Below are 14,718 nucleotides of genomic sequence, written 5' to 3'. Positions count from 1 at the left end.
ATAAAAAATAAGACACCGTAAATTGCGTTGTTTTAGTCGAATTCTCCTCCCCAAAAACCTGCTGGACAATGGCTTAATGTTGATCTTTGTTTTGCACTCAATCTGCATCCGCAGCCTCTGATAAAACCATCTTTTGGATAGTCTGCAACTTCCAATGTGCTGGGATTTAGCCATTTCATGGCATTGCAATTGTTGCCGTTTTTCAAAGGGCATTGGTTACAGATTTCTTCTCTTACAGAAAAAACATATTCTTCGGTTTGATTCGCCAAGCCTATTTTTGACCGTAATTCATTGAAATGGCCGCCGATGATTTCGTTTCGCTTGCCAAAAAGTTTCTTGATATTCATGTGATTAATGTTTTAAAATTACTGGGGTCAAAATTAGACGAACAAAAGACATTTTACGAATTATAAGGCGGCTCTATTCTGTCTTTGCAGTAAAAGCAAAATATTATTTCCTGATGATGCGGTTTTGCAATTTTTGAAAGTATTTTGACGAAATAGGGAACACTTTTTACTAAGAAAAGATCGAACTTATTATTTTTTTGGAGCTTTATCCCGCTTTTCATTACAATCTTTTTTGGCAAAAAAGGATTTTCATTGCAATCGGGGCTAGGATTTTTGTCGTTTATCTAAACAGTAGGAAAATATCTAAAAAGTTGTCGTTCACAAAAGATTCGGACACGAAAATTAACTACAACTTTGTGATAATAGATTGAAATATTAATTTCGAAAAAACAGATCTGAAATCACAAAAATTCGCATTTAATTATTTCATCAATCTGATCTTTAAATACAATAATTTTCACAAAAAAAGTAACCTAATTCCCAAGCTTAAATTTCACTATGATTAGATTAAAATAATTTTTATTTAAGTTTTGTTTTTTAAATTATATTTTAAAAAATTGATTTTCAGTGTTTTAATTGAATTATTCCTTACTGTTTTCAAAACTAAGTGAAAATATAATTTACTGCAAAGACAGGTTAGAGCCCCCGAAATATTTGTCTTTTGGTTGGCGATGATTGTATGTTTGCAGCATAATAATTAAGAACAGAAATTATGATAAACGAAGTATTGACAATTTTAAAAGATCAACTGAATGATTCGGAAGGTTTAGTTGATATTGCTGTTGTTGATGACATAGCAAAACATGATGATGACACTTCAGGTCTCGACAATAAGGTGGTAATCAGTCTACTCAACGTTGAGGAAGAATCAACATTAAAAAACAGATCACGATACAATAAAGTGATAAGTGAAAACCCGGCTCAGTTTGATATGAAAATGGAGAGTCCGCCGGCTTATTTAAACTTATATGTGATGATTTCTGCCAACAGATCGACTTATGCGAATGCTTTAGCAAATATTTCAAAAGTTATCGAGGTGTTTCAGACCAACAACGTTTTAGAATATATCGATCCGCAAGACAACAGAGAAAATGATTTTAAATTCAGAATCGAATTACACTCTGTCCCTTTTGATCAGCTAAGTTATATCTGGGGATTATTGGGCGGAAAGGTGATGCCTTCTGTCTTGTATAAAATCAGTGTGATAAAAATTGTGGCTAAAGAGGAAACTTCTATTGAATTAATACATGACATTAATGTACAAAGCATTAAAATTAATTGACCATAAAAACAAAAACTAATAACCATTTTTCAAATTTTTAAACATGCTAAATCCAACAACACCAGGTGTTTCGGTTGAAGAAATTACAAAACTTCCGTATTCAGTCACATTAGTAGATACCGCTATACCTGTATTCATTGGGTATACTGAGCAAATACCCGAAGGTTATGATATTAATGATAACGAGAATAAAAAGCTTAAAATCAGTTCTCTTTTAGACTATGAAGATCAGTTCGGAAAAGCTAAAAAAGAAAAACTTCAGCTAAAAGATGTAGAAGGTAAAGGAGTAACTGTTGTAGAACCGCAGGTACAGTTTTTAATGTACTATTCGCTTCAGATGTATTTTGCCAATGGCGGCGGCCCATGCTATATTATTTCTGTGGGCACTTATGCTTCGGCTTCTGCAGGAGTACAGTTATCTTCACTGAAAAACGGATTAGACAAGATCGAAACCTTAAAAGCTATTAAAGATCCGATTCTTATTCTTTGTCCTGACGCAATATCGTTAGCAGAACCCAACTTTTATGAGCTGTATAATTATACAATAGGAAAGCTAGAGACGAAAAATAGGTTTGCCATTTTAGATACTTACGAAGGAAATTCTGCAACGATATCAAACGGTCTTGATACCATTGGGAATTTTAGAAGAGAAGTCAACCCGACCAGCCATGCTGCAGCTTATTTTCCGCACCTTAAAACTATTTTGAATTACACTTTCGATGAGGATGAAACGCCGATTGTACATGCTGGTTTACAGGAAGAAGGAGAAGACAGTGCTGTTTTTTATGCCGGTGAGATTGCTGCTTTAGATGAGCTGAAAAATTTGGCGAGTGACGAGATTTCCGGTGGCTCCGCAAATGGTTTTGTACTGGCTGATTTATTGGGACAAGCTATTGCAATTGCGCAAGAGGTTATTGCAACAGCTGATGAATCAACCGATGAAACAGTGAATGCAAAAGCTGATTTAAAAGAGGCAATAAATGAAGCAAAAGTAGTGTTGGAAGCTATATATGATGGGACAATTGATGATTTTATTGTACCAGAAGATTTAGACGAAAGCGCACCTATTTTTAGTGGAGAATTCGAAGGATTAAAAAATGCTATCCTCAACGTAAAAGATCAAAAAGGAAATGCAAACGGATTACTACTTAAAAATTTGCAATCATCCGATTCTTTATTATACAGTGAGATAAAAGAAGCTATAAAATCTTTAAAAGTTGTTGTGCCACCATCATCAGCAATGGCAGGCGTGTATGCAAGAATAGACAGTACAAGAGGAGTTTGGAAAGCTCCGGCCAACGTAAGTCTTAGTTATGTAATCAACCCAACAGAAAAAATTTCTGATCAGGAACAGTCAGACCTCAACATTCACGATTCCGGAAAATCAATTAATGCAATCCGAACATTTACAGGAAAAGGAACCCTAGTTTGGGGAGCCAGAACCCTCGATGCGAAAGACAAAAAAGAAAATAAAGACAATGAATGGAAATACGTGCATGTACGTCGATATTATAAGATGATTAATCAATCGATAAGTGATGCGCTGGCAAAATTTATTAACGAGCCCAATATATCCTACACTTGGTTACGAGCAAAAACAATGTTGGAGAATTTTCTTAATCAGCAATGGATGGAAGGCGCATTGGCGGGTAATACTCCCAAAGAAGCGTATGAAGTAAAAGTCTACGGCAGCAAAGATCCAATCACTGAAAATATTACCAATACGATGATTGTAGAAATCAAAATAGCATTGGTACGCCCGGCAGAGTTTATCATCCTGAAGTTCTCACACAAATTACAACAATCCTAAAACTCAATCGATCACGAATGAACATTCGAAGTTTTTACTTCGAGGAATAATTAATATTAATTTTAAATTTTTAACAAATGAATTACAAAACCCCTGGAGTCTATGTGGAGGAACAGGCAAAATTCCCACCTTCCGTAGCGCAAGTTGAAACAGCTATTCCCGCTTTTATTGGATATACCGCTGATGGACCAAAAAATAAGCCGACAAGAATCTCTTCAATGTTGGAGTACGAAGCACTTTTTGGAAAAGCAAACCCTGAAACTTTTGCTGTAGCTTTCAAAGACGGCGTTGCAACAGCAACACAAACTAAGGTAAGCGATTTTAAAATGTACTATGCCATGCAAATGTATTTTGCCAATGGTGGTGGCGCTTGTTATATCGTTTCTGTAGGAGCTGAGAATGTTTATTATTCAGCAGTAAGTTTAGCTGAATTACAAGCAGGCCTCGACTTATTAAAAAAAGAAGACGAGCCTACATTGATCGTTTTCCCTGATCTTCAAGGTTTGGTTGCTAGTTCGGCTGATGTAGTTGCTGCACAAAAGGTTAAAGACCTTGCTCAACACGAACTTACACTTGCAAATACAGCAGTTGTAGCTGCTCAGGCTGTATTTGATGATGCAGAAGATAACGGTACGCCTGAAGAATTGGCGCAAGCCAGTAAGGCTTTGACAGATGCTAATGCTGATGCATTAACAGCTAATGCAGTTGCTACGATTGCAAACACTAATTTAACAAAGGTTACTACTGCAAACTCCAACGCTGCAGCTGCTAATGCGTATAATTTATATAATCTGGCTTTAGATCAGTCAGAGTTATTAAAAGACAGATTCGTCATTATGGATGTTCTTGGAGAAATTTCTGCATTTAAAGGAGATTCAGGTCCTTCTTCCGGACAAAGTGGTGAACGCTTAAAATACGGCGCAGCATATTATCCAAAATTAAAAACAGTGTTGAGCTATGATTTCAAAGACGCAAATGTTTCTGTAATGGGTGTTTCTGGTGTAACAAATTTAGCAGAGCTGAAAACTTCAAGTTCAGAATTTTACAATCAAGCTAAAAAAGCAATCGAATCTAAACCTGTAGTCTTGGCTCCATCATCAGCAATGGCCGGAGTGTACGCTAAAGTAGACAGTACTTCAGGAGTATGGAAATCGCCGGCAAATGTAGGACTGAGCTTCGTACAGGAGCCGACAATTAAAATTTCTGATAGAGATCAGGATGCTCTCAATATCGATTCAAATGGTGGTAAATCAATCAATGCGATCAGAACTTTTACCGGAAAAGGAACATTAGTTTGGGGCGCAAGAACTTTGGATGGAAACAGCAATGAGTGGAGATATATCTCTGTACGTCGTTTCTTCAACATGGTAGAAGAGTCTGTGAAAAAAGCTACAGAGCGTTTCGTTTTCGAGCCAAATACTGCAAATACCTGGATCCGTGTACAAGCAATGATCGAGAATTTCTTAAATCAACAATGGCAAGACGGTGCATTGGCAGGAAGCAAGCCAGAAGAAGCGTATTACGTAAGCGTTGGCTTGAATAAAACAATGTCGGCTCAGGATATTCTGGAAGGCAGAATGGTCATTGAAGTGGGTATGGCTGCGGTACGTCCTGCTGAATTTATCGTGCTACGTTTTTCACACAAGTTGCAAGAAGCATAAAATAAGTAAAACAACAAATTAAATATAAATAATTATGAATACATATCCATTAGTAAAATTTGCCTTTGAAGTAGATTGGGGCGGAACAAAAGTAGGATTTCAGGAAGTAAGCGGTTTGAATGCCGAAGCAGCTTTAATTGAATACAGGCATGGAGCAAGTCCGGATTTCAGCAAGATTAAGATGCCGGGACTGAAAACTTTCAGCAACATTACTTTAAAGAGAGGAACTTTCAAAAGCGATAACGAGTTTTTTACTTGGTTCCAAAGCATCCAGTTAAATACGGTAGAAAGAAGATCAATTACCATCTCACTTTTAGATGAGAACGGAGAGCCGGCAGTTACCTGGAAAGTAAAAAATGCATTCCCGCTTAAAGTAAATGCAACAGATTTGAAGGCTGAAGGTAATGAGGTCGCTATTGAAACTCTGGAAATTGCACACGAAGGATTAACTATTGAAAATAACTAATATTAACTTTTAAATTTAAAAAAAATGAATTACAAAACACCTGGAGTCTACGTTGAGGAAATTGCAAAATTCCCACCATCTGTAGCACAAGTAGAAACGGCTATCCCTGCTTTTATCGGATATACAGCAGAAGGCCCAAGAAATGAACCAACAAGAATCTCTTCTATGTTGGAATACGAAACGATTTTTGGAAAAGCAAAAGCTGAAACTTTTTCACTTACTGAAGTTCCAGCGACTACGACTCCAACAGTTAAACCCAGAGCTGTTACTGCGACTTTAGCACCTAGTCCTTTCAAAATGTATTATGCGATGCAAATGTATTTTGCCAATGGTGGTGGACCATGTTATATCGTTTCTGTAGGAAGCGCTGTAGGTTACCCAACTGGAGTAGATGCAGTAGATTTAGATGAGTTGAAAGCTGGTCTTGCTACTTTAGAAAAAGAAGACGAGCCAACTCTTATTGTTTTCCCTGATGCTGAAGGTTTAGATGGACTAAAAGCTTATAATTTATATGAATTAGCTTTAGATCAGGCAGAATTATTAAAAGACAGATTTGTCATTATGGACGTTGTCGGAAATACTGCTGATGCAGTTAAGGATTTCAGAGATAATGTTGGATCTGGCCCTAGTGGAGAGCGTTTAAAATATGGAGCTGCTTATTACCCAAAATTAGAAACGGTTTTAACTTACAGTTATGATCCAACAGTTATGATTGCTGAGCATACTCTAGAGTACTGGAAAACGCATGACTCTGAACTATACAACTTAGCTAAAGCAGCAATTGAGTCTAAAAAAGTAGTAATGACTCCATCATCAGCAATGGCCGGAGTATACGCTAAAGTAGACAGTACTTCAGGAGTATGGAAATCACCGGCAAATGTAGGACTGAACTTCGTACAAGAGCCCAAAATTAAAATTTCTCACGAAGATCAGGAAAATCTTAATGTAGATGCAACGGCTGGTAAATCAATCAACGCAATCAGAACTTTTACCGGAAAAGGAACATTAGTTTGGGGCGCAAGAACATTAGACGGAAACAGCAATGAGTGGAGATATATCTCTGTACGTCGTTTCTTCAACATGGTAGAAGAGTCTGTAAAAAAAGCTACAGAGCGTTTCGTTTTCGAACCGAATACTGCTAATACCTGGATTCGTGTACAAACAATGATCGAGAATTTCCTAAACCAACAATGGCAAGACGGAGCATTGGCAGGAAGCAAGCCTGAAGAAGCTTATTACGTAAGCGTTGGTTTGAATAAAACAATGTCGGCTCAGGATATTCTGGAAGGCAGAATGGTCATTGAAGTGGGTATGGCTGCGGTACGTCCTGCTGAGTTTATCGTGCTACGTTTTTCACACAAGCTTCAAGAAGCATAAAATAATTAAAACAACAAATTAAATATAAATAATTATGAATACATATCCATTAGTAAAATTTGCCTTTGAAGTAGATTGGGGCGGAACAAAAGTAGGATTTCAGGAAGTAAGCGGTTTGAATGCTGAAGCAGCTTTAATTGAATACAGACATGGCGCAAGTCCGGATTTCAGCAAGATTAAAATGCCGGGACTGAAGACTTTCAGCAACATTACTTTAAAGAGAGGAACTTTCAAAAGCGATAACGAGTTTTTTACTTGGTTCCAATCAATTCAGTTAAATACGGTAGAAAGAAGATCAATTACCATCTCACTTTTAGATGAAAATGGAGAGCCGGCAGTTACCTGGAAAGTAAAAAATGCATTCCCGCTTAAAGTAAATGCAACAGATTTGAAGGCTGAAGGTAATGAGGTCGCTATTGAAACTCTGGAAATTGCACACGAAGGATTAACGATCGAAAATAACTAATCATGGCTCTTTTATATCCTCCAACTAGTTTCTCTTTTATTGTTAATGGGATTTCAACAACAGAGGGTATTGACTCCAGATTTCAGTCTATATCTGGTTTATCAACAGAAATTGTAACTGAAGAATATGCCGAAGGAGGCGAAAACAGATTTCTTCATCAGCTTCCTTTGAGACCAAAATATGAAAATTTAGTTCTTAAGCGTGGTTTAATCGTAAGTTCCGGATTGATAAGCTGGTGCAGAAATGCAATGGAAAACTTTGAGTTTGAACCCAGAGACCTTATCATTACTCTTTCAGGAGGCCTACAATCTACAGCACCTTTAATGGTTTGGAATGTAGTTGGGGCATATCCTGTAAAATGGAACGTTTCAGAATTCAACGCAGAAGAAAGCAAACTTGCTATTGAAACAATAGAACTGAAATATAGATATTTCACAATACCTTCATCGTTAGCAAGCTTAGGCTTGTAATTTCTAATCTAATCTAAGCACCTGAAAGTGTGTTAGTTTTCAGATAACATTCAGCAAAATTTTTCAGATAAAAAACAAAAGATTGGTCTATAACAAGACTGAATGCACTCTTTGTGTGCTTAGATTTTTAAAAATATACATGTTAAATCATTGGTTATTAGTGTTTTGAATATTAATAATTGATTAAAAACAAACGAAATGCCAATAGAAATAAAAGAGCTTCACATTAAAATAAATGTGGACGAAAAAGCAGAAGCAACGACAACTACCGCATCGGTAGATGAAGCACAAATTATGCGGGCAATCAGCGAAAGCGTAGAGCAAGTAGTAAATATTGAAAAACGTAAAAAAGAAAGATAATGAGAGGAGCAATTCAAAAACTTACAATAGGAACATATGAAGACTCTGATTATAAAAAAAGAGTTGATAGTGGAGCTTTTACAGCTTTTATAAATCCTACTGGTTATTCCGTTACATATAAAACAGAACTGGAACCTGGTCAACCATTAGGAGCGCCTAAAGAGACTAAAAAATATGTCGCGTCACCTTCAACAGATTTACAGTTAGAATTTCTATTTGATGGTACAGGTGTAACAGAAGCTTTTTCTGGCAATAAACTTATCAATAAAATAAAAGGGAAATTTTTTGAAAAAACATCAGTAAAAAAGCAAGTCGAAGCTTTTTATATAGCTACAGGACAGGTTGATGGTCTTATTCATAAACCTTATAATGTTATTCTTAACTGGGGGGATTTTGAATTTAAAGGAGTATTAGCAGAATTTACTGTCGAGTATAAATTGTTTGACAATGAAGGGCGGCCATTACGAGCCATTGGGAAAGCGAAATTTAGTGAATCAATTAGTCAAGAACTTGCAGCAAAAGAGGTAAAAACATCTTCTCCGGATCTTACACACAAGAGAATAGTACAAGATGGAGACACTCTACCATTAATGACCGAAAGAATCTATGGAGATTCTAAATACTATTTAGAAGTAGCTAAAGTAAACGGATTGGTCAACTTCAGACAGTTAAAACCAGGAAGTGAAGTATACTTTCCACCCATAGATAAAATATCATAACATGAACAATAGCGGATACATAAAAACAGCAAAAAATCCGGACCTGATTACTTTTAAAGTGATGTCCGGAGGTACCGAATTGCCAGGTAAATATGGTGTAAAAAGCATAGTGGTAGAAAAAGAAGTCAACAGAATTCCTTATGCCCGCATTGTGATTTTAGATGGAAGTGTACCAGAACAAGATTTCAAATTAAGTAATGAAGACCTTTTAATTCCGGGAAAAGAAATTGAAATTACTGCCGGATACCATTCTGAAGAGGAAACCATTTTTAAAGGAGTTGTTGTAAAGCATAACATAAAAGTTAGAAACGGCTCTTCTTATCTTATCATAGAATGCCGAGATAAGGCGGTAAAAATGACTTTAGGAAGAAAAAGTAAGTATTTCTACGACAGTAAAGACAGCGATATCATTGAAGAATTGATTGGTAACAGCGGTGCAACTGCCGATGTAGAAGCGACTTCAAATTCACATAAAGAGCTGGTGCAGTACCAATCTTCAGATTGGGATTTTATGCTAACCAGAGCACAAGCCAACGGTAAACTTTGTTTTGTTGAAAACGGAACCATAAAAGTTGCTAAGCCAGATTTTAGTGGAAAAGAAGTAGAAACAGTAGTCTACGGATCATCTGTACATGAATTTGACGGAGAAATCGATGCAAGAGATCAATTCAATAAAATTACAGCCAAAACATGGAGTTATACCGATCAGGAATTAACAGAAGTTGAAGCTCAGGATCCTGCAATTAAACTCAATGGAAATCTTACGTCAGGAGATTTGGCAAAAGTTTTCGGAATTGAAGATTTACAATTAAAACACGGCGGAAATCTTACCCAAAACGAACTGCAAGATTGGAGTGATGCAAAAGCAACTTTCCAACAGCTTGCAAGAACGAGAGGAAGGGTGCAATTTCAAGGAATTCCAGAGGTAATACCGGGAGTTTCATTAACACTTGAGGGAGTAGGAAACAGATTCAACGGAAAAATATACGTTACAGGTGTTCGTCACGAAATTGCCGATGGAAATTGGCTGGTTGATGCTCAGTTTGGGCTTTCTCCAACATGGTTTTCAGAAACTTATGATGTGAGCGAAATGCCTGGTTCAGGGATTATTCCTTCAATAAGCGGGTTGCACATTGGCCTTGTTTCACAATTAGAATCAGATCCGGATGGCGAAGACAGAATTTTAGTACAAATCCCAATCATCAATAACGAAGAAGAAGGAATTTGGGCGAGAGTGGCTACGCTGGATGCAGGAGAAAATAGAGGTTCGTTTTTCAGACCGGAAATCGGAGATGAGGTCATCATCGGATTCATCAATGACGACCCGAATGACGCAGTGGTGCTTGGAATGTTAAACAGCAGTGCCAAACCGGCTCCCATTGTAGCTTCTGATGATAATCACGAAAAAGGATTTGTAACCCGAAGCGAAATGAAAATGATCTTTAATGACGATAAAATTTCATACACGCTGGAAACTCCAAAAGGCAAAAAAGTGATTTTGGATGAAGATGCAGACATTATTAAAATAGAAGATGAGTATTCTAATATTCTTACGCTTAATAAAGATGGTATCAGTATCGAAAGCGGAAAAGACATCAAAATCAAGGCAAAAGGCGACATTACGATGGAAGGAACCAATATCAACATTAAAGCCAGTGCCCAGTTTAAAGCTGAAGGCAGCTCTGGTTCTGAGCTTAAATCGGGAGCAGTAACAGTCGTAAAAGGATCTCAAGTAAAAATTAATTAATCATGAAACCGGCAGCAAGAATTACAGACATGCATACCTGTCCCATGGTGACGGGAACAACTCCACACGTTGGAGGTCCTATCATTCCGGCAGGGGAACCGACTGTGTTGATCGGAGGAAAACCGGCAGCGAGAGTAGGAGACAAAGCAGTATGTACAGGCCCTCCAGATACTATCGCAGCAGGATCTTCAAGTGTCATGATTGGCGGAAAACCAGCCGCAAGAATGGGAGATTCTACAGCTCATGGAGGTGTAATATCCGCTGGCGAAGCTACTGTTTTAATTGGTGGATGATGTTTAAAGACAAGTTTTACACAGTGATAAACCGCATTTAAATAACATTCAACTAAAATAAAAATGTAAAACATCCATAACAAAACAGTTAGAAAAACTAAAACTCTATGTTACAGATGCAAGATGCTATAACTAATAATACAAATAACGTATGAAAATAAATACAGATTTTTTGGGAATAGGCTGGAGTTTTCCGCCTGAGTTTAATGAGACTGAAGGAAAACTGGCAATGACCACCGATGTAGAAGACATCAATAACAGTCTTATTATTTTATTGTCAACGAGACCGGGTGAACGGGTAATGTTCCCGGATTACGGATGCGATTTGCAGGAAATGCTCTTCAAACCTCTAGACTTAACGCTGATCACTCAAATGAAAGGAATCGTTGAACGTGCTATTTTATACCATGAGCCTAGAATAAACATTTTAAGTATTGAAATTGATACTCAGGACGAGCTTGAAGGAGAAGTTTTGATACACATTGACTACGAAGTAAGAAATACGAATACAAGAAGCAATATTGTTTTTCCTTTTTATAAAGGTGAAGCGACTGAAATATAATGAATTACGGGATGTCTGTAGCCACTTTGAATACTACCAACATTACAATAAGTATTGCATCTGACCATAGAAAGATAAATATAAACAAATGAAAAAAACAGATACATTTTCACATTATCGTGAAGGAAAATCACAAATGCAGCGCTTTTTAGCAGAATTAGATCCGGGCAATCTTGAATTACACGATTTCGATTTGTTTGATTGGCTGTTATTCGCAAATAATTTTGCTAATCGTGTAAACTATTTTGATAAAGATGATAATACAAAACCAAAAGGGAATTGGGGAAACTTCTTCCTGGGTGATGATGCCAATGCTATCCCGCGCAGAGAAAGTGTTGAGTATAAAAGTATGAAAAAACAGGTTGCAGATCTGATGTCCCAGTTTGAACAAGACAGCAACTTGACTCCTCATTTAACATTATTTGTTTGCTTTTTAAAATTATTAGATTTCTCAAAAAAAGCTTTCAATAATTTGACGAAGAGACATTTGGATTTCTATTATAACGAAATACTTCAAATTGAAAAAAACGATGCCCAATCAGACAAAGCGTATGTGATTTTTGAATTGGCAAAAAAAGCAATTCAGGAAAAAATTCCCGGCGGCACATTGCTGGATGGCGATAAAGATGCTAAAGGGAAAAAACTAGTTTACAAAACAGATGATGATCTTATTGCCAATCAGGCAAAAGTAGTCGAGGTAAAAAGTTTTTTAAACGATGTCAAAAAAAGAGAGCTGAAAATGGCTCCGAAAGCAAATACAGCAGATGGTCTGGGTGATAAATTACCGGAAGACAGCAATTATTGGTGGCCTTTTGGATATAATTCTGATGAAACAGTTCCTGAAAAAAAATCTATTTATAAAGAGCTTCCAAAAGCTAAACTGGGTTTCTCGGTGGCTTCATCATTATTTGATCTGAAAGAAGGTGAAAGAACGGTCACTCTAAAAATCGATTTTAATAAAAATTCTAGTCAGAAATTACAAAAGATTCCTACAGGAGATATTCAAAATAATATCAAAGTGCTTTGTAGTGGTGAAAAAGAATGGCTATCAGGAATTTTTTTAAAATGTCTTAAAAATGAAGAAGATCAATTAGAGCTTTCTTTTACATTACCAAAAGATTTCCCTGCAGTTGTACAATACAATAAGAAAGTACTTTTAGAAACGTTTCAGACGAGCTTTCCGGTCGTAAGGTTTATGATTGAAGGGGAAAATTACTACGATATTTATGAAGCTCTTTCAGAAAAACTAATAAAAAACATAGAAATATCGGTTGATGTAAAAGGAGTAAAATCTATTCAGATAGAAAATGATAATGGCGTTTTAAATTCAGAGAAATCGTATTATCCATTCACTGCACAGCCGATTAAAGGATCCAATTTTTATATTAAATGTCCTGAAATGTTTTCTAAAAAATGGCAAAACGCAGACATTATCATCAATTGGAAGAACACTCCGGAATCTATAAAAGATTTATACAACGGATATGTTATTAAACCTAATCAAAATGTCAGCTTAACAGATTATCAGGCACTAAAAACTCCGGTCGTAGGTTCTGATGCTTATTTTAAAGTAGATACAGCGCTATTAGACAAAGAAATTTGGTATCCGGAAGCTAGTAATATTGATGTATTTAAAAAAGTAGAAAACGGGTATCAAACTCAGTTTTCTATCAGGAATGTAAGTGATAAATCGGGGACAGGTGAGTCAATCAGATTGACGTTCAACCAATCATCATTACAGGATGTATATCCCAAATTGTATACTTTGGCATTATCAAGTGATTCTAAACTGGGAAAACTGATTCCAAATGAACCTTATATTCCGTTTGCTGAAGATATCGAACTCAATTACAGTGCAAAAGAAAGTGCTTACTCTTATTTAAGAAAAGATTCTGAAGGAGACTTTTCAAAAAGTGAAGATGTACAATTGTATCATGAAGATGCATTTGGGCAATACGAAAAAGAAGTAAAAGTACCGAATATTGTTCCCGTACACGAAAATGGAGGCGAATTATACATCGGTCTGGAAGCTACGCCACAAACTACAGTTTCACTATTAATTCAAATGCTGGAAGGTAGCGAAAACCCGATTGTTGATACTTTTGACGAAAAAGAATTCATAGAATGGAGCATCCTTTCAGGCAATACATGGATCGATCTTTCAGGTAATATACTACAAAATGAAACCAGAAAATTTTTGGAATCCGGTATTGTAAAGTTTAAAATTTCTAAAGATATCGACACCAGTCATACAAGATTTACTGACGGATTGGTCTGGATAAGAGCGAAATCAAAAAGAAGTTATGATGCGGTATGCAAAATTCAGGGAATATATACACAGGCTATTTTGGCAACCTTCCAGAATCAGGATAATGATCTTTCTCATTTAAATAACGGATTAGCTGCAAACACCATTTCAAAACTCATCACAAGAGTTCCTCAGGTAAAATCGGTTAGCCAGCCTTACAATTCATTTGACGGTAAATACAAAGAAACAGATACAGAGTTTTACAGACGTGTAAGTGAACGATTGAGACACAAACACAGAGCGATTACACAATGGGATTATGAGCATTTGGTGTTACAGGAATTTCCGGAGGTTTTTAAAGTAAAATGTTTAAATCATACTTCCGAAAAATCTTACATGGCTCCCGGATATGTAACCTTGATGGTGGTTCCCAATATTAAAAATAAAAATGCTTTCGACATTTATCAGCCTAGAGTAAGCAGAGCAAGTTTAAATAGAATTCAAAATTATGTAAATGAATTAAATACGATGCATGTTACCGCTCAGGTGATTAACCCAAATTATAAAGAAGTAAAAGTAGAAACAAAGGTGAAATTCTTTGAGCAGTATGACGAAACATTTTACCTCAAGCAACTAGACGAAGATATCAAAAAATACATTTCGCCCTGGGCTTTTACAGATGCAAAAGATATTGATTTTAATGTGGTACTGAATGTTAATCAACTTGTTACCTACCTCGAGCAGCTGCATTATGTAGATTACATCGATGAGGTGAAAATATTGGTGAATAATGTGATACAAAAACAAGCTCTGATCGAGGTAGATCCGAAATCAATTTTGGTCTCTGCCAAACAACACAACGTGAGTATTACCAATCAAGTATGTATTTAATAATAAATAGAAGAAAACA

General features: G+C 36.3%; 14 protein-coding genes. 13 read left to right on the top strand and 1 reads right to left on the bottom strand.

All coding sequences use genetic code 11. The features are described from left to right. Positions 1-32: 32 nt before the first annotated feature. Positions 33-347, bottom strand: a complete 315-nt coding sequence (locus tag EG358_RS14935) for a hypothetical protein (RefSeq protein ID WP_076560817.1) — start codon at positions 345-347, stop codon at positions 33-35. Positions 348-1,059: 712 nt separating this feature from the next. On the opposite strand from EG358_RS14935, the gene EG358_RS14930 reads away from it, so the two are divergent. The 13 genes from EG358_RS14930 (at position 1,060) to EG358_RS14875 (ending at position 14,699) form a co-directional block, all read left to right on the top strand. Continuing rightward, a complete protein-coding gene (locus tag EG358_RS14930; RefSeq protein ID WP_076560819.1) occupies positions 1,060-1,629 on the top strand; it encodes a DUF4255 domain-containing protein in 570 nt (189 codons plus the stop codon). A gap of 43 nt (positions 1,630-1,672) precedes the next feature. Beyond that, complete coding sequence (locus tag EG358_RS14925; protein WP_076560821.1) at positions 1,673-3,439, top strand: phage tail sheath family protein; 1,767 nt, start codon at positions 1,673-1,675, stop codon at positions 3,437-3,439. A 77-nt stretch (positions 3,440-3,516) separates the two neighbouring features. After that, complete coding sequence (locus EG358_RS19855; protein ID WP_076560823.1) at positions 3,517-5,100, top strand: phage tail sheath family protein; 1,584 nt, start codon at positions 3,517-3,519, stop codon at positions 5,098-5,100. Between the two features lie 34 nt (positions 5,101-5,134). Next, positions 5,135-5,566 (top strand): phage tail protein, encoded by a 432-nt coding sequence (locus EG358_RS14915; RefSeq protein WP_076560825.1) that lies wholly within the window; start codon positions 5,135-5,137, stop codon positions 5,564-5,566. 24 nt (positions 5,567-5,590) lie between these two features. Next, a complete protein-coding gene (locus tag EG358_RS14910; protein WP_076560827.1) occupies positions 5,591-6,943 on the top strand; it encodes a phage tail sheath family protein in 1,353 nt (450 codons plus the stop codon). Positions 6,944-6,977: 34 nt separating this feature from the next. Then, complete coding sequence (locus EG358_RS14905; RefSeq protein WP_076560825.1) at positions 6,978-7,409, top strand: phage tail protein; 432 nt, start codon at positions 6,978-6,980, stop codon at positions 7,407-7,409. 2 nt (positions 7,410-7,411) lie between these two features. After that, complete coding sequence (locus tag EG358_RS14900) at positions 7,412-7,879, top strand: phage tail protein (RefSeq protein ID WP_076560829.1); 468 nt, start codon at positions 7,412-7,414, stop codon at positions 7,877-7,879. 198 nt (positions 7,880-8,077) lie between these two features. After that, positions 8,078-8,239 (top strand): DUF5908 family protein, encoded by a 162-nt coding sequence (locus tag EG358_RS19720; RefSeq protein ID WP_164462484.1) that lies wholly within the window; start codon positions 8,078-8,080, stop codon positions 8,237-8,239. Next, positions 8,239-8,958, top strand: a complete 720-nt coding sequence (locus tag EG358_RS14895; protein WP_076560832.1) for a CIS tube protein — start codon at positions 8,239-8,241, stop codon at positions 8,956-8,958. Before EG358_RS19720 ends, EG358_RS14895 begins: the two co-directional genes overlap by 1 nt. Before the next feature lies 1 nt (position 8,959). Continuing rightward, positions 8,960-10,705: a type VI secretion system tip protein VgrG gene (vgrG, locus tag EG358_RS14890; RefSeq protein ID WP_076560835.1), complete on the top strand. Its 1,746-nt coding sequence runs from the start codon at positions 8,960-8,962 to the stop codon at positions 10,703-10,705. A gap of 2 nt (positions 10,706-10,707) precedes the next feature. Next, complete coding sequence (locus tag EG358_RS14885; protein ID WP_076560838.1) at positions 10,708-10,998, top strand: PAAR domain-containing protein; 291 nt, start codon at positions 10,708-10,710, stop codon at positions 10,996-10,998. A gap of 151 nt (positions 10,999-11,149) precedes the next feature. Continuing rightward, positions 11,150-11,560, top strand: coding sequence for a GPW/gp25 family protein (locus EG358_RS14880; RefSeq protein WP_076560841.1), 411 nt, complete (start codon positions 11,150-11,152; stop codon positions 11,558-11,560). 88 nt (positions 11,561-11,648) lie between these two features. Beyond that, entirely contained in the window at positions 11,649-14,699 is a 3,051-nt protein-coding gene (locus EG358_RS14875; protein ID WP_076560843.1) for a baseplate J/gp47 family protein, read from the top strand. Positions 14,700-14,718 lie beyond the last annotated feature (19 nt).

It is taken from the genome of Chryseobacterium indoltheticum (assembly GCF_003815915.1).
GTDB lineage: Bacteria > Bacteroidota > Bacteroidia > Flavobacteriales > Weeksellaceae > Chryseobacterium > Chryseobacterium indoltheticum.
The sequence above is the reverse complement of the archived record's forward strand: the minus strand, read 5'-3'. Positions and strand labels throughout refer to the sequence as shown.

What these genes read in the sequence shown, in the direction of transcription:
- EG358_RS14885 (WP_076560838.1), top strand. Translation starts at nt 10,708, where the DNA reads ATGAAACCGGCAGCAAGAATTACAGACATGCATACCTGTCCCATGGTG.
- EG358_RS14910 (WP_076560827.1), top strand. Translation starts at nt 5,591, where the DNA reads ATGAATTACAAAACACCTGGAGTCTACGTTGAGGAAATTGCAAAATTC.
- EG358_RS14930 (WP_076560819.1), top strand. Translation starts at nt 1,060, where the DNA reads ATGATAAACGAAGTATTGACAATTTTAAAAGATCAACTGAATGATTCG.
- EG358_RS14880 (WP_076560841.1), top strand. Translation starts at nt 11,150, where the DNA reads ATGAAAATAAATACAGATTTTTTGGGAATAGGCTGGAGTTTTCCGCCT.
- EG358_RS14935 (WP_076560817.1), bottom strand. Translation starts at nt 347, where the DNA reads ATGAATATCAAGAAACTTTTTGGCAAGCGAAACGAAATCATCGGCGGC.
- EG358_RS14900 (WP_076560829.1), top strand. Translation starts at nt 7,412, where the DNA reads ATGGCTCTTTTATATCCTCCAACTAGTTTCTCTTTTATTGTTAATGGG.
- EG358_RS14895 (WP_076560832.1), top strand. Translation starts at nt 8,239, where the DNA reads ATGAGAGGAGCAATTCAAAAACTTACAATAGGAACATATGAAGACTCT.
- EG358_RS14925 (WP_076560821.1), top strand. Translation starts at nt 1,673, where the DNA reads ATGCTAAATCCAACAACACCAGGTGTTTCGGTTGAAGAAATTACAAAA.
- EG358_RS19720 (WP_164462484.1), top strand. Translation starts at nt 8,078, where the DNA reads ATGCCAATAGAAATAAAAGAGCTTCACATTAAAATAAATGTGGACGAA.
- EG358_RS14875 (WP_076560843.1), top strand. Translation starts at nt 11,649, where the DNA reads ATGAAAAAAACAGATACATTTTCACATTATCGTGAAGGAAAATCACAA.
- EG358_RS14915 (WP_076560825.1), top strand. Translation starts at nt 5,135, where the DNA reads ATGAATACATATCCATTAGTAAAATTTGCCTTTGAAGTAGATTGGGGC.
- EG358_RS14905 (WP_076560825.1), top strand. Translation starts at nt 6,978, where the DNA reads ATGAATACATATCCATTAGTAAAATTTGCCTTTGAAGTAGATTGGGGC.
- vgrG (WP_076560835.1), top strand. Translation starts at nt 8,960, where the DNA reads ATGAACAATAGCGGATACATAAAAACAGCAAAAAATCCGGACCTGATT.
- EG358_RS19855 (WP_076560823.1), top strand. Translation starts at nt 3,517, where the DNA reads ATGAATTACAAAACCCCTGGAGTCTATGTGGAGGAACAGGCAAAATTC.